The sequence below is a fragment of the Morganella psychrotolerans genome (genome assembly GCF_001676055.1).
GTDB classification, from domain to species: Bacteria; Pseudomonadota; Gammaproteobacteria; order Enterobacterales; family Enterobacteriaceae; genus Morganella; species Morganella psychrotolerans_B.
Window position 1 is genome coordinate 14,382 of record NZ_LZEX01000004.1, and the last position, 17,592, is coordinate 31,973.

16 protein-coding genes are annotated in these 17,592 nt (G+C 45.4%); 1 reads left to right on the forward strand and 15 read right to left on the reverse strand.

Annotation, left to right across the window (positions count from 1 at the left end):
* Positions 1–33 precede the first annotated feature (33 nt).
* The 8 genes from AYY17_RS05205 to AYY17_RS05240 all read right to left on the reverse strand — a co-directional run bounded on the left by AYY17_RS05205 (position 34) and on the right by AYY17_RS05240 (position 7,086).
* Positions 34–849 (reverse strand): MrpH family fimbial adhesin, encoded by an 816-nt coding sequence (locus AYY17_RS05205; RefSeq protein WP_067421938.1) that lies wholly within the window; start codon positions 847–849, stop codon positions 34–36.
* 18 nt (positions 850–867) lie between these two features.
* On the reverse strand, positions 868–1,413 hold the full coding sequence (locus AYY17_RS05210) for a fimbrial protein (RefSeq protein WP_067421940.1): 546 nt from the start codon (positions 1,411–1,413) through the stop codon (positions 868–870).
* 10 nt (positions 1,414–1,423) lie between these two features.
* Positions 1,424–1,924, reverse strand: a complete 501-nt coding sequence (locus AYY17_RS05215; protein WP_082981294.1) for a fimbrial protein — start codon at positions 1,922–1,924, stop codon at positions 1,424–1,426.
* An 11-nt stretch (positions 1,925–1,935) separates the two neighbouring features.
* Positions 1,936–2,475, reverse strand: a complete 540-nt coding sequence (locus tag AYY17_RS05220) for a fimbrial protein (RefSeq protein ID WP_067421942.1) — start codon at positions 2,473–2,475, stop codon at positions 1,936–1,938.
* Positions 2,476–2,492: 17 nt separating this feature from the next.
* Positions 2,493–3,245 carry a fimbria/pilus periplasmic chaperone gene (locus AYY17_RS05225; RefSeq protein ID WP_412779008.1) on the reverse strand — a complete coding sequence of 251 codons (753 nt, stop codon included), beginning with the start codon at positions 3,243–3,245 and terminating at the stop codon, positions 2,493–2,495.
* Positions 3,245–5,890, reverse strand: a complete 2,646-nt coding sequence (locus tag AYY17_RS05230; RefSeq protein WP_067421945.1) for an outer membrane usher protein — start codon at positions 5,888–5,890, stop codon at positions 3,245–3,247. Before AYY17_RS05230 ends, AYY17_RS05225 begins: the two co-directional genes overlap by 1 nt.
* 21 nt (positions 5,891–5,911) lie before the next feature.
* The gene (locus tag AYY17_RS05235) at positions 5,912–6,469 is read right to left on the reverse strand and encodes a fimbrial protein (RefSeq protein WP_156656651.1); all 558 of its coding nucleotides are present in this window, start codon (positions 6,467–6,469) and stop codon (positions 5,912–5,914) included.
* Positions 6,470–6,537: 68 nt separating this feature from the next.
* On the reverse strand, positions 6,538–7,086 hold the full coding sequence (locus AYY17_RS05240; RefSeq protein ID WP_067421947.1) for a fimbrial protein: 549 nt from the start codon (positions 7,084–7,086) through the stop codon (positions 6,538–6,540).
* Positions 7,087–7,739: 653 nt separating this feature from the next.
* Between AYY17_RS05240 and AYY17_RS05245 the strand changes: the two genes are divergently transcribed.
* Positions 7,740–8,303, forward strand: a complete 564-nt coding sequence (locus AYY17_RS05245; protein WP_067421950.1) for a tyrosine-type DNA invertase — start codon at positions 7,740–7,742, stop codon at positions 8,301–8,303.
* 206 nt (positions 8,304–8,509) lie between these two features.
* Here AYY17_RS05245 and AYY17_RS05250 read toward each other — a convergent pair whose 3' ends face one another.
* From AYY17_RS05250 to AYY17_RS05280, 7 genes are all read right to left on the reverse strand, one after another.
* On the reverse strand, positions 8,510–8,794 hold the full coding sequence (locus AYY17_RS05250) for a helix-turn-helix domain-containing protein (protein WP_156656652.1): 285 nt from the start codon (positions 8,792–8,794) through the stop codon (positions 8,510–8,512).
* 35 nt (positions 8,795–8,829) lie between these two features.
* Positions 8,830–9,381: a fimbrial protein gene (locus AYY17_RS05255; RefSeq protein ID WP_067421954.1), complete on the reverse strand. Its 552-nt coding sequence runs from the start codon at positions 9,379–9,381 to the stop codon at positions 8,830–8,832.
* Between the two features lie 12 nt (positions 9,382–9,393).
* A complete protein-coding gene (locus AYY17_RS05260) occupies positions 9,394–10,503 on the reverse strand; it encodes a fimbrial protein (protein ID WP_067421956.1) in 1,110 nt (369 codons plus the stop codon).
* Complete coding sequence (locus AYY17_RS05265) at positions 10,472–13,027, reverse strand: fimbria/pilus outer membrane usher protein (RefSeq protein ID WP_082981296.1); 2,556 nt, start codon at positions 13,025–13,027, stop codon at positions 10,472–10,474. Before AYY17_RS05265 ends, AYY17_RS05260 begins: the two co-directional genes overlap by 32 nt.
* A gap of 82 nt (positions 13,028–13,109) precedes the next feature.
* Positions 13,110–13,790: a fimbrial biogenesis chaperone gene (locus tag AYY17_RS05270; RefSeq protein WP_067421959.1), complete on the reverse strand. Its 681-nt coding sequence runs from the start codon at positions 13,788–13,790 to the stop codon at positions 13,110–13,112.
* Positions 13,791–13,857: 67 nt separating this feature from the next.
* Positions 13,858–14,403, reverse strand: a complete 546-nt coding sequence (locus AYY17_RS05275) for a fimbrial protein (RefSeq protein ID WP_067421961.1) — start codon at positions 14,401–14,403, stop codon at positions 13,858–13,860.
* A 1,862-nt stretch (positions 14,404–16,265) separates the two neighbouring features.
* Positions 16,266–17,417 (reverse strand): porin, encoded by a 1,152-nt coding sequence (locus AYY17_RS05280; protein ID WP_067421963.1) that lies wholly within the window; start codon positions 17,415–17,417, stop codon positions 16,266–16,268.
* Between the last annotated feature and the right edge of the window lie 175 nt (positions 17,418–17,592).

Here is a 17,592-nt window from a genome sequence, read left to right on the forward strand (position 1 = left end):
TGTTCCGGCAGAGTCATACTATAAAAAGACGCACTACGGCATGACCAAAATGATCGAGCCGGAACCTTCAAACGCCCCGGCGGCGACCCGCCCTCTTGTCTGTAAGACAGATTTCACATCGACCTGTGTTGAACCATCCTTCGGAACAAAAATTGGTGCACCTTTTTCACCCGGATTGTTATTAAGGAAGAGATCCGCATACAGGCTGTTGTCTGTACGTAACGGAACGCGCCCGCTGTCTGAACCGGATGCGATCACCAGGATGTTCATATCAAGATTGCAGGTCACGGCAATGCTCTGGTTACGGGCAGCACCCGGCAGACTGACTTCATCGATATCCCCGTAATCCAGAATGACAGAGCCGCTGGTCACCTCACAGGCACCCACCGGTGGCGGGGCTATTCCGCACAATGATCCCGGCAAAAGGCGACCGTTTGACCAGCCGCCACTCTTCGACTCATAAAACAGCCCCACACATTCCTGATTAGAATTCAGTGCCGGACCGACATGTTTTGCCGTACCCTGATACGGCAGAGAGATTTTTTGCAAAACAGCCTCACGCACCTCCGCCAGCGTTCTCAATTTTTCGACACGAACAATGGATTTTGCAGATGAACCGGGCGAACCATCCACATCATGTTTATGGTTGATATTGATCCAGCAGGTTGACCATCCGTAGCAGGGATTCGGAGCTGAACTGTCTTCCGGGTCCCAGCGCTCAATAATGTAGGTATAAACCGCATTCGTCGGGCTTCCTGAAGACTGCGTAATATAAGAGAAGATTGATGCACCTGATGATGCCGACCAGAGCAGCGTGCCCGCCACCAATGCTTTCAAAAACAGATTCATAACGACCCCGGTGACCTGTCAGTCATAATTAAGATGAAATGTCGCAATGGCACTGAACGGCCCGCGTTTAATGGTTTTATTCGCCAGCGCGTCAGGTTCCCCCTGAACAAACGCCTGAAAATTCAGCAAGGTCAGTCCGTCATTCAGCGCTATCTGAGCTGATTCCTGATTTACCGCCAGCGGGCTGCCGTCTGCATTTTCCAGCCCGACCGCAATACCTGCCGCCTGACTGCCGGGACTGATTGCCAGTGCCCCGCTGATAAACGGATTTTCATCACCGGCAAACAGCACAGTGACCCGCTTTCCGATGGAGGTATCACACTCTGACAGCCGTATCCGGAATGCCTTTGACGGCGTGCGCTGATACGCATACAGGTTTTTATCGGGGATATTACCGAACGGCAGCTCCACCGTTTCATCCCCCGGATGTATGGTGCAGGGTTCATCCACTAATATGCCGTGAAAATGGAGGTTATCGCCTGCCGCTATCCCTTTCGTACCTGTCAGTGTCAGCAGCAAACAACCGATGCTGATAAAAACCCGTCGCAAATTATCGGTTTTCATTTATTGACTCCTACTGGTATTCCGCCAGTAATGTTGCGCTCACATCAAATGCACCATCCGGCAATGTGCTGCCCGGTTGTTTTACAGGAACCGCCTGAATAACCGGCGGATTATCCGGTGAAACTGCAATGCGCTTGTTCAGCGTGAAAGGCTGCCCGTTCTGTGTCAGACGAATTGCCAAATTGGTGATATTGGTCTGCAATGCTGCGTCATCAAACGCGCTTACCGGTCCTATGACTGACAAACCCAGATCCCAGCCGCTGATATTGTCCTCACACACCAGGGTGTAATTGACCGGGCGACTGTAATTGATACCGTCCACTTTGTGGATCCCGACATTGTCCCCGAAATAGATGTCGATCATGTCGTTATCACTGATAGTGCAGGGCGGCGGAACCAGCAGTGTGCCGAACAATTTCATATTCGGAGTATCCGCACTGACACCGCCTGCCGCGATACAAAGAAGACCGCCCAGCAGGTGATATAAAAATCGCCGGTTATTTATTGCCATCATCAGGCTCCTTACTGATAGTCCAGTTCTAACGTTGCCGTCGCCGCAAAGTCACCGCCGGTAAGCACTGCGCTGATATCGCGGACGGGAACCGCCTCCAGTACCGGGAACGCGGGATAGGTAAATGCCACTTTTTCCCCGAGAGCAAGCTGACGCCCCTGATACAAAAGGCGTACGCCTAATCCGCTGATTTCAGTGCGCAGCGCGTCCGAATCAAACCCGGCGGCATTCCCTGTTATCGCCAGAGTCATGGCATTCGTCGGCATCTTTGAACATTCCGCGCTGTAATTAACCGGCTGCCGGTAACGCACACCGTCAATGCGCGTACTCATCACCTCACCGAAATCCACTAAAACAGTATTGCCGTTGTTAATAACACAGGGCGGTGGCGCAATAACATTGCCGCGGATGGTGATATAGGTAATACCGGGGACACCCCGCGAACCGGCTGCTGCCTGTGGTAACGCTCCCGCTGACGCTATCAGCGGAAAGACACTGAATACGGAACAGAGAAACCATCTGATCCGCTCTGTTTTCATCCGCTTATCCATGGTTCTCTCCTGTCCGCTCAGTTACCGGCGGCTGTTTTTGCCACACTGCACTGTGTTCCCTGACAGCTGAACTGCAACTGCGGGCGGCCGCCGTAATCGTTGATGTATGTTAAAACCGGCACATTTCCCAGTGCTGCCGCACTGAGGTTGAGTGTTCCCTGACTTTTTGGTGCAACCATCAGGGGCGTAAATCCATCCAGACTTTTGCCGTTCAGCCCGGTCAGGGCATCGACGATGGTCACGTAATACGCAGTGGGATTATTCACTTCATAATTATTTCCCTTACGGGTGAGTGTGATTTTTTCCTGCCACGGATTTGTCAGATCTGTTTGTGTGGCATAGATAGCCTCCGGGCGGTAGAACAGCTTAATGCGGGTTTGCAGCGCGATTTGCAGGACATTCTGCCGGTTGCTGCGCGGGGGAATTTCCCGCAGATTGAAATAGAAAACGCTTTCTCTGTCCTGTGGTAGTGCGGCTATGTCCGGGATACCCTGAATTTTTACCTGGCTCTTATCACCCGGCTCAATGCGTTGCACCGGCGGTAATACCACCAGCGGGGCGGATACTTTCTGACCGCTCTGATCCTCAATCCAACCCTGTGCCAGATACGGCAGCTCTTTATTCAGATTACTGACATTCAGGCTGACGGATTTTTCCGCTCCGTTAAAAATAATACGGGTGCGATCGAGCGCGATCGCTGCCTGTACCTGTATCGTTGCCGTCAGCATGGCAGCGGCAAGCACAGTAATACTGATTTGTTTAACTGACATCATAGTGAATCACTCATTTCGTTACGTGTGGGTGGTGATAAAACAGGTTGCTCTGCGGCGTTCAGCCATTTCCCGCCGGATGTGCCAGGGGACGCCGGTTGTGGCAGCGGTACTGCTGTCTCAGCGACGGCGGCAGATTGAATGTTGCAGGTCAGCAAAAGTGTGGACAGTGATTGTCCGGGCTGAAGTTCAGGGACGGTTATGTTGCATGCTGGTTCACTGCCGCGGCGCAGTGTCAGTACATCCCCGCTGTTAATACCGCTGAGATAAACCTGTCCGCCATCATTAACTATTCCGAGTTCCCGGTTATCTTCTGACATAATTACCGCGCCGAACGGAGGCGTACTGCCATCCGACAGACGAACAGTCGCCATCGCTTTCTGCCCTGACAGCACATCAAACTTACGGTAGCCAATAGCGCCCTCAGTCAGAGTTAACTGCTGAACAGAACGGCGGGCTTCTGCATTTTCAGGCAGTTTATTGATGTCAATCCCGGCACTGTTCCGGAAGTAATTATTCATATCCGGAAGTACCGCTTTACCGAAGCGATTGGTATAGCTGAGTGCACCGGTACTTCTTACCGGAACACCGGCAACACCTGATGTATCCACCAGCAGCCGTGCGCTGCCAGGCATATTGATCCGGTGGAGTGCGCCGCCCTGAGGTGTCATGGTTACCCCGCCCTGAAGAGAGAGGGACGCTGAGGTATATTCGCCGTCAATATGACTTGCACTGGCAGTTACCAGTGCGCTGTCAGCATAGCGCATGTAATATCCGTCAGCAGATGCTTTGCCGTTACTGCTCAGTCCCGTGCCGAGGCGGTAACTGTTGTTATCATCCGGGCGATCGAAATAACTGACATTATGGGAATTTCCGCCGCGATTAATGACACTGTTATAACTAATGGTGGCGCGATCGCCCCACGGCATACTGACATTGAGATATACACCATCATCATTTTTGCTCTGAAATTTATTACGGTACGCCGACAGACTGATATTGATGTTTTTATAACTGCCGATATCCATATATTTAGCCAGTGACAGGTTGTAATTGTCGTTATCCGGGCGATTCCAATACGTCTGATGGCTGTAATTCAGATAAGTGCTCAGTCCGATATCCCTGAACTGTTTACTGAGCATGATGGTGTAAAGCTCTTTATTGTTATCCGCATTATTGTCGTGGTAACGCCTGTCGAGGAACTGATTCATACTCATAAAGTCGCGTTCGGAAAAACGATAACCGGCGAATGTCACCTGGCTGTCCAGCTCTTCAAAGCGTTTGGAATAACTCAGACGGTATGAACCGCCGCGGTACTGTTTATCTTCACGGGGAAGACGGGCAAAGGACTGTGTCGCATCAAAAGAGATGGCGCCGAAGGCCATCAAATCACGGCCCACACCAAGAGAAGCCGCATTGTAATCACCGGCGACCAGAGAACCGCCGTACAGAGACCAGCCGTTACTGACCCCGAGGGAAAACTCGCCCATCCCGAATACCGGGCCTTTTGCATGGCGCCCGATCTCTGAAGGTTGTCCGGCAGACAATTTATACTGCACGCGGCCCGGACGGGTCAGATACGGAATATTGGCTGTATCCATCTGAAATGACTGAACAGAACCATCCTGCTCTTCAATCCTGACATCCAGCTTACCGCTGACCGCATCATTGATATCCTGAATACGAAACGGCCCCGGGGCGACCTGGGTTTCATAGATAACCCGCCCCTGCTGACTGACAGTAATTTTGGCATTCGTTTTTGCCACACCGGTGACTTCCGGTGCATAACCGCGCAAATTTGGCGGCAACATATTGTCATCGGTCATCAGGTTGATACCGATGTAGCGGAAATTATCAAAAATATCTGAGCGGGAGAATGTTTCTCCCATCGTCAGTTTCGCCTGTAATGGTGCAATGGCGCGATAAATATAGGTCTGGCTCCATGTCCAGTTGCGCTCAGAGCGCTCACCGGTTCCGGTGCTGTGGCGGAAATTTCCCTGCCAGTCGGCACGGGCACGCCAGACACCTAAATTTGCACCGAGTGTCCCGTTGCCGGTAACCTGCTGTGTCTGCTTACCCTGCACCGGATCATTAACACCGGCATTAAGATTGTAATCAAACATCACACCGGAAATCCCTTCATCCCAGCGGGAAGGCGGATCCCAGTTTGCGGCTGTATATTCGAGATACGCCTGCGGTATTGTCAGCATAAGTACGCTGTCACTCAGTTTCAGTGACAAAGACATACCGGGCAGTGATGTGGTATCCAGACACTGATTGTCATTCCACCAGCGCAGACGTTCTGTCCATTGCGGTTTCAGCCCGGTTTGAGCAACCAGCGCAGGTGAAAGGCAGGCAATGCTCCCTTTAGGGTCGTCAGGCGGAACGATATAAGGCACCGGATAAATATCCGGTAATTCACTGTTATTTACCCTGATAAAAAAATCATAAGTCCCCGGCATGATATAACCCGCACGGGCAAAATCAGAAAGATCGATATTCTGTTTATCATTTACATCCAAAATATCGGTATTAAAGTCGATATCCTGATTATCTGAATACGCCGCCGGCATAAATCCGGCCAGAATAAATGAAATTAAAACTGTCAGTCTCCGGCGCGGGCCGGTACTCAGCGCAATTACCATAATGGATCCAATCAGCTCGGTTTAATAATATTCCAGCTTGAAACCCAATATTGCCCGGAAATAACCGGACTGAAGTTCATCACTGTTTTTGACCAGACGCGCCTGATAGCGCAGCGCCATATTATCGGGATCAATATCTGCGGGTGGTAAGGGGTGACCCGGAACGGCTTCATGTCCGTTGCGATCGGAAACAGCCAAAGACGCACCTTTACCTGAACCGGTCAGTTGAAAATGGCCGTCCTGTTCCGCACCTTCAAATGTCACCAGAAAGCGGGGGCTTTCCGTCTTTTGCCCTTTTACCGGTACAACCGTGCATTCTGTCAACCTGATCCAGAAATGATCCGCAGGCCCTTGTCCCTCATCACGCAGCATCGGTACAGAGACATCAGATAACATCACCACTTGTTCACGGCTCGCTGTGGAGATGGTACAAACCGGCTCCAGAATTGAGCCCTGCATCTGAACTGCACCAAACCGCAGGCTGGTTTTTGCATCTTGTTTGGTTTCACCCGCCGGTACCTGAGCAGAAAAACACACAACAATTACCAGTAGCCCCGGGGTCATTATGTTGCTACCCATTTCCGTCTCCGCTAAACGCGCACAATTAAAAACCGGCACAGGTCTTCCGTAATCTGTGCCGGAATTGATTACTGGTAAGTCAGTGCGAAAGTAGCGATAGCGGTGAAATCACCCGGAACCGCAGCTTCAGCGGAAGAACCCTGCAGATAAGCTGCAAAATTCAGGTCGTTGTTACCATCACGCAGTGCCTGCTCACGACTTGGTGCGCCTAATTTGATTTGCTTACCGCCTGCATCGGTAATAACAACCGCTGCATTTTTTGCCATCCCTTCAATACCCAGGGAACCGGCTAAAATATCCGCTGCTTCAGAACCGCCAAATGTGGTTTGTACTGTTTTATAGGTTTCAGTTGTGCAATTTTCTAATGAAACTTTAAAATCACGGGAATTACTGCGTCCGCCATCTTTTAATGCCGCAGTAGAAATCTGACCTAACGGAACAGTCTGGTTTTCGGTATCAGGTGTAATTGAACAAGGCGCATCAATAATTGAACCGGTAAATTTAACAGTACCGTGTCCCTGATCTTTTACCGGCGAAACAGGATCAGCCGCGAATGCTGAACCGGCAACCATTGACATACCAAAACCCAGAACTAATGCTAATTTATTAAAAGTCATGTTATTCCCTATAATTACAATTTATTTTTTGATATTGAAAAATAATGCGGAAGTACGCCGTATATATGAACTCACAGCCGCGACATTGTTATTTGGTGAATAATATTGCGCTGTTATGAAATGAATCAAAAACGGAACAAAATACACCAAATTGTTCCATCAGGAATTAACATCTGTAAGTTATGCGTATATTATTCAATTATTCTTTTTTTAGTTTAAAAACAGACTAATGACATATTTTTACTCGTCACTGTTTTTGAATTGCATTAAAACAATTATCCGTCACCGAACCCGGAGAGGTCAATCAGCAGAATAAAATATCATTCTTTTAAAAATTAATGACTTATGATCACGAATCCGGAGGGATACATCAATATTTGACTAAGGGGAAACCTTTAGTAATAATTAAAAACAGTTTGGTGTATTTTGTCTTTTTATAAATAGGCGGAGTTAACATCTGCATTATCACCATAAACCGCCAGTTTATCAGGCTTGGAAGACAAATAGCCCTATTAATCCTTATGAATATATTGTCAATATGTAAACATTATGTAACCACTATCATCCTGTCCGTTGTCTTTATTCATATTTATTACTTGCTATAGTTATATCTCTGGCTTTTATGATTTTATTGGACAATAACAGGAATAATCATGGATAAACGCAAATTTCTTACCCGTTCTGAAGTTAATGCTATCCTGGAACAAGCAAAAAAAAGCCGCCACGCCAAAAGAAATTACTGCATGATTTTAATGTGCTATTTGCATGGTTTTCGCGTCAGTGAATTATGTAATCTTTCTCTTTCTGATATTGATCTGGATAGCCGGCTTATTTATGTCAGGCGTCTGAAAGGAGGATTATCGACCACACAACCACTTATTGATATTGAATATAATGCATTAACAGCTTGGTTAGCTGAAAGAGAAACCTGGCGTAACCAGGATTTAGAATGGGTATTTTTATCACAGAAGAGCGGGGCAATTTCCCGGCAGCAGGTACATACATTATTAAAAAGATATGGAAAAGATGCGCATATATCCGTTCAACCTCATCCGCATATGCTGCGCCATGCCTGCGGGTATTCATTAGCTGATTTAGGACGGGATACACGGTTAATACAGGATTATTTAGGACACCGCAATATTTCACATACCGTTATTTATACCGCCAGTAATTCAAAACGTTTTCAGCAAATATGGGATCCGCTTCGTGGTTGACCTGCTGATAAAATATACAAGTTTATTATTTTCCGTATCAATTAAGATGACTTATTCATAAATAAGCACAAAGTAGCTATCCGGTTATTTATTCACTTATTTTTATAAATCCCACCTAAACCATAACTCCGGACAATGATTAATGTTGGTTAGTTATGGTTTTACCACCGATCAATATTATTCATAACTGTTCGTTAAATGAACTGTTATTTTTCCATATATTTGACCAGTTGGTTATCTGTCGTACTGAGTTGCTGCAATGTCTGAAAAAATAAACCCGGTTCAATTTTCAGTGCTGCACAAAACATCAAAAAAGCTTCAATCGTAATTTGAGTAATACCCCGCTCATAGCGGGAAACCTGCTGCTGACTGATACCACAGCGGGCAGCCAGCTCACAACCGGTTAAACCAGCCGTCCGGCGATACTGTCTGAGCAGTTCACCTGCCAGTATATTTGTATAGAGTTCATTTTGTGTTGTGTTATTCATCATAATATCAACCAATGTTATTTTTTTAAGATGGTATTTTACTGGTATTCCAGTGTCATTGTGACTGAGGAGTTGCCACTGCCGCCGGTAATCTGAGGCTCAACCTGGCGATAAAATGCTTTCATTGCAGCGTTATTTTTCCCTGAAGAACTGCTGCTGATCAGCGTGACTGATGTATCATAACGCACTGACTGCCAGCTTCCTGATGATTTCTCGTGATGCACTTCAATCACCACCCCTTTGGCTGAATTTTCACCTTTATCCAGTCCGATGTAGTACTGGCTATCAGAGGAATAGCGGTTTCCGTCCAGTTTTGCTTTCACACCTGCGCCGGACGGACAGCTGAATTCCAGTGCAAAGGGTACTGCCGCCGAAACAGAATCAATACCGCTGCCAATCCCGCTCTGACTGTGTGTAAACCAATGCCCCAGGTGAACATGAGTATCCGGTGTTTTCAGCTCACAGGTATTACTGGTGATCCGTCCGTTGATCCGGACTTCAACTGTTTCAGCAAAACTGATGGCCATATTACATACTGCCGTCACTAATAAGATAAGTGAAATACTTATTTTTTTTATCATCACTAACATACTGTTTTCCCTTTACCGATAAGTCACGGTCATATCAAGGATGGCATTAGCTTCACCGGGGGTAACCTGATTTGATGTTTTGATATACCGGAATACCAGAGGCATAACATAATCCCCGCTCTCAGTTTGCTTGTTTCCGACATCAAAATAGGTCCCCATGTTATATGCCTGATACCCGCCAAAGCCGGTAACCTGATAGCCTATGCCCTGCGCTGTTGTTGATGCGGTTGGTTTTGTCAGGGTAATAACATTACTTCGGTTAGCCGGTTTATTTTGATCCGTAAACATCACTTTAGGCAGCACTCCCGAATCACAATTCACCATCCAGACATCCTCCCGGGAAGCAAACGTTCCGTTAACTCCTGTTTTATTCACTTCTTCCCAGTTAACTTCCTTCATTCTCACATCTGTACCGCCCCGGATATGCGGAAACTTGCAGGTTGGTGCACGAACAGTGACTTTGCCTGATAACTGAACAGTACCGGTATCGGTTCCCTGAGATCCGTTACAGGCAACGCTGACTTCGCTGATATCACGGTTCAGGCTGTATGTGCCGGGTTTTGCTTTTCCCGGAATTGTCACCAGCCGATAACCCCAGCGGGTCAGTGAGCCCTCTTTAGCTTCTGCGCCATGTTGTGCACGACCGATATCCGTCCAGGTGCTGCCTACCGGTGAATTCGTCCGGCTGCTGCGGTTACCCGCACCATACGCCGCATCGGTAAAGGCGATCAGCCCGATACCTTCAATATTGGTTTTCTGAATAGTGTGTGTTTTGCCGGTTACCGGATCGGCGATTGTTCCCGCGTTATCCGCCCGCTTAAATCGGGCCTGAATTGGTTTCTGATACTGTCCGTCCGTCGTACAGATAGTGGTATCGGTCCCGCCTTCTGCCCAATCGGTCAGAAAACGGTTCTGTAAATCACCTACTTCACCTGCTTCAAATGTATAGTTTCCGAGATCCAGTGTCACGGATTGTCCTGCCGCAAACGCCCCTGTTCCCGCGCCTGTCATCATAACGGTGGTGGCCAGCAGCAGGGTTGTTATTCTGTTATTGCGCATTGCTTTCATCTGTGTTTTTCCTGTTTCAGAATTACCGGCACTGCGCCGAAATTTGCTTAACAACCTGTGCCGCCTGATCGGCAGGCAATACATAATCTGCACTACATTGTTCATCGGGACGCGCGCCCCACTTCACACTGACCTTGCCGCTGTCAGGCATTCCGCTGAGATAAACAACACCGTTTTCATCCACAATGCCGCTGTTATCACTGCCTGAATCTGAGGCTATCGCGCCGAAAGGCAACGTATTTCCCTGACGGGTCAGTTTCAGCAGAAGACGTGAGCCGATACGGGTCTGCATATCTGCCAGTACAACCGCACCGCGTGTCGGGACAACCGTTGTACTGTTATTCAGCAGTTCAACGTTCTCATCCATTCCGTTAATATTTAATGCAATATCATTCTTTGTATAGGCAGTAACTGACGGGATAACCGCATAGCCACGGGAGTCTGTTTTAACACCATTTTTATTCTGAACAGCAACATCCGCAGCGCCCGGAGCCCGCACCAGTGCAATAGTTTCACCCAGTGGCTGAGAGAGTGTCACGCCGTACGGATGAACCACCACGCCACCCTGCACACCGTAATTAACCCGCTGACTGTTGTCTCCGTAGTTATAACCGGCATTCATAAAACCCTTTTCGCCACGATAAGAAACCCCGGCATTTCCGCTGTTATTATGCTGGCGGAAGTCATAACCCTGCTGAACCGAATAGCTCAGTGCATTATTTTCAAGTGCGCTGCCGCTGAAACCTGCCATTGCAGTGCTTCCGCCATCACGGGATGTTGTCATGCTGCTGATAAGTGAATAATTATTGCTGCCGCCCAACGGGATACTGATATTCACAGCAAACTGATGGTCAGCTTTATCTGTTGCCGGTGTGTCTGTATAGGTGTATGCAAGGCTGTAATTCATCTGACGGAATGAATTGCTGTAACCTGTGTTAATCGTGCGCTCTTCCCCATCCTGCCCCCAGAAATTCTGCTGATATGCCGAGAAATACAGGCTGCCGGCAGCATCACCAAGGGACTGACTGACATCGGCCTGAATGCGGGTGCGCTTGTTATAACGGGCACTTGATCCATTATTTTCATTCGCTTCTGCAAAATCGTAATACCCTTGCGTTGAGTAGCGGTATCCCGCCAGCGCCAGTGTTGTGCCGGTTTGCATCATGCTTTTAGAGTACTGAAAACGGTATGACTGCCCTTTTTCTTTTTTATCGAGCGCGGTCTGTGTGGTGACAGCGTGAATCACATCGGCCGATAATGCACCGAAGCGACCTAAATTCAGACCGGCGCCCAGGGAATACGCCTGATAGTCAGACGAATAAATCGTGCCGCCGTACAATGTGGTATTAAGTGGCATACCGTACGCAGCAGAGCCTTCAAAAAAGAGCGGCTCTTTGGTATTTTCCGTACCGGTACGGTACTCACCGAGGTTCAGGGAATATTTCAGGCTCCCCTCACGCTGCATCATGGCTAATGAAGAGAACGGCACCACAAATGTGCGCTCACGACCATCTTCTTCTTCAATTGTCACATCCAGATTACCGCTGTATGACGACGGATACAGATCAGCAATTTCAAACGGGCCGGGTGCGACATAGGTCTGATAAATAACATAGCCATTCTGGCGGATAGTGACCTGCGCGCTGCTCTGTGCGATACCACGGACAACCGGGGCAAAGCCACGCTGACCGGCCGGCAACATAGACTCATCAGATGACATCCGTATTCCGCGGAAAGGAACAGACTCAAACACATCGCCGGACGTTGCTGTATCACCCAGGGTCAGACGGGAATGCAGGGACTGAATATTGCGCTCAACATAGTTTTTCACATTCGACCAGTTACTCTCTCCGCCGTTACGGCTGTATGTCGAGAAGTTACGGACACGCCATGCGCCAAGGTTGACGCCACTTTGCGCACTGACAAACTGGTTTTCCTGCGATTTGTTACTACGGGAATACCAGGTTTTCGCACCATTAACTGTGTAATTGAGCAAAAATGCCGGTAAGCCCTGATCCCACTGCGATTCATCGGTAAAGCCGCGGGCTTCCTGACTCATAGCCGCCTGCGGAATACTCAGGTTCAGGCGTTGCTGCTCAAATAAGAAGTGTGACTGTGACTGCGGGATGCGGGCATGTGTATCCGATATTTCTTCATCATCAGATAATTCTTTAAATGCGGGCAGAGCATCTGTTTTCACTCCCCACTCTTTTAGCATCGCTTTTGTCACGACCGGCACTAATTCCTGCGTTTTTTCATTCTGAATAAAACGGACTGTCGCGCTGCCCATATTTTGGTTATTTACCACAATCGTGACGTAATAATCACCGGGCAATTGTGTTCCTGACTGAGAAAATTGCTCCAGGCTGACAAGATCAGCGACATTCTCATCACTGACATTATTTAATGCCGCCGGATTAAAATAATCATCTGCCTGTGCAAAGTGCGTTGTGGTAAGCAGCACTGCAATAGTCACAGTAATAAAACGGGCAACCGGATTTAATAAAAATCGTGTTTTCTCCGGCACATTACCCATCCTGATTTTATTTTCCGTCAATGTCATTAATTGTTTTTTCATTTTATTTATTTCAATCTGACTGAATAAATGGATAACGTCCCGGAGTGATTAACACTTTTATCTGTACAGAATAATACTGTATTTATAGCGTTACATTTTTTGATTCGGTTTTTCCGCCAAAATCATTAATCGCTTTCCAGGTTACTGTGCCTGATTTTGCATGACCGGATAATGCCCAGTTTTCAGTACTGAAAGGAGCGATAACACCGGCATCTTCTATCTCTTTATTTCCAATTTTCAGCTCTGCCAGATTAATATAAAAAGGTGTCGGGTTTTTTGCTGTTAACTGATTACCCTGAACAGAAAATGTAACCTCTTTATAGGCGCTTTCTGCATCTGAATCTTTTAATCCCGCAGGACGGTAAAATAGTTTAATACGGCTGTTAATTGAAATTAATAATGAATCTTTGGCATTAGGATCCGATGCCGGAATAGCTTTTACATTTAACCAATACAGTGTTTCGCGATCCTGTGCCAATGTGTCTTTCGTCAACACAACCCGTAATGCATTTTTTTTCTCACCATCGAGGCGAAATAACGGCGGCGTGATAACAAATTCCGTAGCTGCCTGCTCTTTACCGGCATCCGTAATCCATGACTGAATCAGATACGGCGTTTTATCCGGGTTATTCACTGTAACAGAGGATTCTTTTTGTTTACCGTCATACACCATACGCGTGCCGCTCAGTGTCACACCTGCGTGAGATGACACTGAAATAAATGAGAACATCGCCGTCAGTAAAACAGGAAATAATTTACGCATTGTCTTCGCCTTATGAGAGAAAAGGATGAGGCTAACGGTGATTAGCCCCCTCATCTTAGGTGGTGTATTAACCGTAGGTCACATCAACCTGAATAGTTGCACTGGTATTACCATCTTCAATATTTTCATCAGAGATTTTCACAAAACGGGCAAAATAATCCTTTATCGCAGAACCATCTTTAATATCTACACGGTCAACAACAGCGCCGGTCTGGAAATAATCGGTACCATCGGCTGTTTTACTTAATCCGATACCAATAACAGATTTATTCTTATCTGCTACATCGAAGATACCCGCAGTACTTTGTCCGCCGACAAATTTAACCTGTGCAATAGAAATACCACCACATGTTGCAAAATTCATAGAAAATTTAACCGCTGGTGTTACAGAAGAAACAGCCGCTAAATCAGAACCTTTGTGGCTTCCTAATAAGACATTCGCTGTTGCTTTTTCTGCATCTTCTCCATCTACTGTAATAGCGCAGGTTTCATCCTGAAAAGAGCCGCTGAATTTAATATTTGCGGTGTCGCTTAACGGACCGGCATTAGCAAATGAAGATAAAGACATAACAGCAGCAGCAGATGATGCGAGTAAGATATTTTTGAGTTTCATAATTAGACCTTAAGATAAAAGTTTTCCGTAAACAATAATGTCTCATAACACTATCATCCGGATTGAGTTAATAAATTTAATATGCTTTATAAATATGTTCTATATAAATACAAACCTAAACGATTAATAAACAACTTTGATATATAACTTGAAATTATTTCTAATATTATGCAGGAAACATTTTATCTAAGATAATAGATTCTGTTTACCCGGTAATATAATGTTTGTCGTTCATGTCCTGATGGCAACTATTATCGGTTTGACTCTGTTAACTGTCAATTAACCGGATTTTGGTAAATGTCTTTTTTTGTAATTGTTACTCTCTTAACGATAAAATCCATATTCTTATAAATCAATTAGTTATACAAACACCCCTTTTACTGAAAATACCAAATAGCAGTTAAATCGACTAATAAGAACATATTTTGACTATAAATTAAGATTTAATATGATGAATAAAAGTCATTTTGTTAAATATAACTCCACAAACATAGCAATGTAACAAAATAAATCATAAAAATGCATAGGATTTATACAGGGAAAAAAATAACATAATAAAAACACAAATAATATGTTATATTTCAAATAATTAAGTATACATTAAATAAATTTATTATTTCAGATGGGTTGGCTGTATGATTTAATTAATAAAAATCAATTGGTTATATTTTATTATTACTGAACTGAAGATGTGTTGATGTGTAAAAAAAACAAGAAAATTTAAAATAAATAATATAACCGACTGTTATAAAACGATAAACACCCCACCTTAAATCAGATAATTATCAATATAAAAGTCAATTATATTTATTAATAAAAATACAACCATTATGCTTATTTTATTAACATGAAATAATATTCAGTATTATCAATATGATACAAAACACAAAGTCATTAATAAATTTACACTATCGTACTGCAGTGACATTCCGAACACGTACAATAAGAAACCAAACTAATCATTTCATGACGCCTAAATGTAACTGTTTTATTTCCGTTTAAGATCGGATTTTCAGGAAATTCACGGGTTTTCCGGCTCACACGGTATTACATAGCCGTCAGTTTTCCGGAATTCATATACCTTATTCATTCAAACTGCAGGTGTGTTGTCTTCGGTCAACCAGCAGATTCACCGGCTGCATTCTGAATGATGCCGGGTATAAGCAACTCTGTACCTGATGCTACCGATGGCAATCCCGTATTCTGACACCGGAACAGTACACCGCTGATGAGAGGGACGATTATAATAACGGCATGCCCGCTTAACCATATTCTACTGAAAACCTCTGTTTAAAATGGGGGGATTACCAAATCACCGCACTCTCTTTAGCCACAAATTACAGACAAGCAAAAGAGGTGATTCCGATGCACAGACACGGTCATGCAAAAAGCAGAGGGGCGCGTACTGCCCGGCTCCGGCCTCTGTCTGATCCGCCCCCTATAATTCATTAATAAATTTTATTTATAATGTCAGTGTAAGAAGGCAGGATGATTCATTGAGATAGTTATCTTCGTCATATTACATTTTGACAAAAAATAGTTTTACACACCAAAAAAATGAAATAAAACCGGAAGATCACATGAAACGTTAAATATTTTATTTCTATATAGACTATTATAATGGTGTTCGAACAAATTCTTATTGGTGATTTGTCTGTGTCGATTCAAATTACAAGCAATAAGCCAAAAAGGAGGCAGCCGCCTCCTTTTTACCATCTGAAGAAAATATATATCTCCTCTTCACACTTCATAACCCCAGTAGAATAATCTATTTTCTGTATTCATTATTTCAGGTTTTTAAGATATAAAAAAAGGAGGCTTTCGCCTCCTTTTTTACTGTCTGAATACTGTCTGAAATAAAATCAGAACTGGTAAACTAAACCTAAACCAACCACGTTGTCGGTATTGATACCGGCACTGCGGGTGAAGTCGTTTTCGTCTAACAGGTTAATTTTATAGTCGATCAGAGCTGACATATTTTTGTTGAAGTAGTAGTACGCACCTAAATCAACATATTTAACCAGGTCCTGGTCATCGCCGAAACCATTGTTGTTCAGGCTCTTACCTTTAGATTGCAGGTAAGCGATGGACGGACGCAGACCGAAGTCGAACTGATACTGAGCCACTAACTCAATGTTCTGAGTTTTGTTAGCCGTTTTTGCTGCGTCGTTGTCGTTGTTACCATAGTGAGTCATGTTACGGGTTTCGCCGTAAACTGCTGCCAGGTACAGGTTGTCAGCATCAAATTTCGCACCGACGTTCCATGCTTCTGCACGGTCGCCCAGGGCGCCGCTTGCCAGGTTATCTTTCTGACCCTGCGGACGTGCAGAACTTGAGTATGCACCACCCACGCTTACGCCCCAGCCAATGTCATACGCTGTGGAGAAACCGAAACCGTCGCCGTTTGCGGTGTTGTCGTAGCTATATACGTCATTAATATTAGTACCACGGTTTGCGATAGAGTTATCGTCGTTCGCACCCTGATACTGTAATGCGAAGCTCAGACCATCAACGTAACCGAAGAAATCAGTGTTACGGTAAGTCAGCAGGTTTGCTGCACGACCTGTCATGTAAACGTCAGTCTGCGTCATGGTATCATTACCAAAGATTGGCAGAACATCGGTCCATGCGTTGGTGTCATAAATAACACCGTAGTTACGGCCGTAGTCCAGTGAACCGAACTCAGCAAATTTCAGACCTGCGTAAGCTAAACGAACTTTATTGTCGTTCTCGCCTTCGGTGCCATTGGTTTTAATTTCGTTTTCGAAACGACCAAAACCGGTTAATTGGTCAGTGATTTGAGTTTCACCTTTGATACCGATACGGAAACGGGAGTCATCACCGTCCTGGCTGCCGGCATTACCGTTATTGTCATTGTCGCTGAATAAATGACGAACATCGACTTTACCGTACAGGTCCAGTTTATTGCCGTCTTTGTTATAAACTTCTGCTGCGCTTGCAGCGCCACTTAATGCAACCAACGGGACTAACACAGCTAATAATGTCTTTTTCATTTTATATTCCTATTATATTAACCACTACTCTCTGACTTTATTGATATAAAATCTTTTAGATTATTCACCCTGATAACGCATATTACAATACTTAAACAGCCCCCGGACCACTCTGATAGCAAGATATGTTAAAAAAACGCATTTATTGCATGATAAACATGATAAGTAGTTTCAT

Excerpts from the sequence above, each read along its gene's own strand:
- AYY17_RS05205 (WP_067421938.1), bottom strand. The coding sequence starts at position 849 with ATGAATCTGTTTTTGAAAGCATTGGTGGCGGGCACGCTGCTCTGGTCG.
- AYY17_RS05210 (WP_067421940.1), bottom strand. The coding sequence starts at position 1,413 with ATGAAAACCGATAATTTGCGACGGGTTTTTATCAGCATCGGTTGTTTG.
- AYY17_RS05215 (WP_082981294.1), bottom strand. The coding sequence starts at position 1,924 with ATGGCAATAAATAACCGGCGATTTTTATATCACCTGCTGGGCGGTCTT.
- AYY17_RS05220 (WP_067421942.1), bottom strand. The coding sequence starts at position 2,475 with ATGGATAAGCGGATGAAAACAGAGCGGATCAGATGGTTTCTCTGTTCC.
- AYY17_RS05225 (WP_412779008.1), bottom strand. The coding sequence starts at position 3,245 with ATGTCAGTTAAACAAATCAGTATTACTGTGCTTGCCGCTGCCATGCTG.
- AYY17_RS05230 (WP_067421945.1), bottom strand. The coding sequence starts at position 5,890 with ATGGTAATTGCGCTGAGTACCGGCCCGCGCCGGAGACTGACAGTTTTA.
- AYY17_RS05235 (WP_156656651.1), bottom strand. The coding sequence starts at position 6,469 with ATGGGTAGCAACATAATGACCCCGGGGCTACTGGTAATTGTTGTGTGT.
- AYY17_RS05240 (WP_067421947.1), bottom strand. The coding sequence starts at position 7,086 with ATGACTTTTAATAAATTAGCATTAGTTCTGGGTTTTGGTATGTCAATG.
- AYY17_RS05245 (WP_067421950.1), top strand. The coding sequence starts at position 7,740 with ATGGATAAACGCAAATTTCTTACCCGTTCTGAAGTTAATGCTATCCTG.
- AYY17_RS05250 (WP_156656652.1), bottom strand. The coding sequence starts at position 8,794 with ATGATGAATAACACAACACAAAATGAACTCTATACAAATATACTGGCA.
- AYY17_RS05255 (WP_067421954.1), bottom strand. The coding sequence starts at position 9,381 with ATGTTAGTGATGATAAAAAAAATAAGTATTTCACTTATCTTATTAGTG.
- AYY17_RS05265 (WP_082981296.1), bottom strand. The coding sequence starts at position 13,027 with ATGAAAAAACAATTAATGACATTGACGGAAAATAAAATCAGGATGGGT.
- AYY17_RS05270 (WP_067421959.1), bottom strand. The coding sequence starts at position 13,790 with ATGCGTAAATTATTTCCTGTTTTACTGACGGCGATGTTCTCATTTATT.
- AYY17_RS05275 (WP_067421961.1), bottom strand. The coding sequence starts at position 14,403 with ATGAAACTCAAAAATATCTTACTCGCATCATCTGCTGCTGCTGTTATG.
- AYY17_RS05280 (WP_067421963.1), bottom strand. The coding sequence starts at position 17,417 with ATGAAAAAGACATTATTAGCTGTGTTAGTCCCGTTGGTTGCATTAAGT.